At 35.7% G+C, this 1,570-nt stretch carries 1 protein-coding gene; it reads left to right on the top strand.

Annotated elements, in window-relative coordinates:
- Positions 1–272 precede the first annotated feature (272 nt).
- Positions 273–1,430, top strand: coding sequence for an IS110 family RNA-guided transposase (locus tag AC5FEC_RS10345; protein ID WP_493662111.1), 1,158 nt, complete (start codon positions 273–275; stop codon positions 1,428–1,430).
- The last annotated feature ends 140 nt before the right edge of the window (positions 1,431–1,570 follow it).

Below are 1,570 nucleotides of genomic sequence, written 5' to 3'. Positions count from 1 at the left end.
ACCTTATATTTATATTAGCGGGTAGCTTCCGCCAGTATAAACCCTTTCTTAATTATTTTATAGATTTGTTTTATACTTAGTTCAGCGCTGTGGATTAGTAAGTGTCACCAATCGCTTAGACGATTTCAAGGAGGCTCTAACCACAGCTCTTTGTTTCATTGGTAATGAGAATGATAACGCCCTGACGTTTTATCTCGTGTAAGGATACAAGGCAAAGAGTGCGTGGAACAAACAACAGTCGCTAATATAACTTAGAAAGGAATCAGAAAGTGATGTTATATATCGGTATTGACATTGCCAAAAATAAACACGATTTAGCCTGTATCAATGAAAATGGAGAAATAATGATAGCTAACTTCAAATTTGCCAATTCTTACCAAGGATTTGTTCAGCTTAAGCTAAGGCTAGAACAGCTATCTCCTCTAACACAAGACATCCAGATAGCGCTTGAAAGCACAGGACACTATAACTACAATATTGTGACTTTTTTAAGAGAGTTAGGGTACAATGTATTTACTTACAACCCGCTCATTATCAAAGAATTTGCTAAATCACAATCTCTTAGAAAAACTAAGACAGACAGGAAAGATGCCCTTTTAATCGCTCGTAAGCTACGCTTCGACGTGACCCCTGAACGTTATCAAACAGATAGCATAGTAGACGAGTTAAAAGAGCTTACACGCTATCAAAATCGCTTAATCCAGTCACGGTCTAAATGCAAGAATCTATATGTCAGATTACTTGATATTATATTCCCCGAACTTCATGCAATCGTTAGTAATCTTCACAATCAGTTCATCTATGAGTTACTGACACACTACCCTTCTCCACAAAAAATAGCTCGCGCTCGGTTCTCATCTCTGCTTAAAATCAAACGGTTAACTGCTGATAAAGCTCATCAGATACAAGAGGAGGCCAAGAAAACCATTGGTAAGGCTTCTCCTGCTTTAGTCTTAGAATTAGGACAATTAATCGAAACTATTAAACATTACGATAAACAGATTAATCAAACTCAAGAAGAAATTAATCGCTTGATGAACGACTTAAACTCTCCTATCACATCTATTACAGGAATTGGAACTCGCCTTGGTGCTATTATTCTAGCCGAAATTAAGAATATTCATAACTTCAAGAATCCAAATCAGCTCCAAGCTTTCGCAGGATTAGATCCTGCTATTTACCAATCAGGACAGATGGATAATACAGGTCATATGGTCAAACGAGGGTCATCTTATCTAAGGTATGCCCTAATACAGGCTGCTAAACTCATCTCGATTTATTCTCCGCATTTTAAAGCCTATTTAAAGCTGAAAATTAGTCAAGGAAAACACTACAATGTAGCCGTGACACATGTCGCTAAAAAATTAACTCGTATCATTTTCCATCTTCTTAAAACCAATCAACAATTTGATGAAACTAAACTAAGGTAAGGTAAGGCGATAAAGTCACGAATTATTTTAAAAACTTGCTTTTAGCAGGTCTTTTTGCATGCAATCATTTTTCTAAATATCTGTAAAAAATAATTGATATTTTAAAAAATTATTCTTGACTTTTTACATAGAATGCCTCC

It is taken from the genome of Streptococcus sp. STC1396, from assembly GCF_058933875.1.
This window is presented reverse-complemented; position numbering and strand designations above follow the sequence as displayed.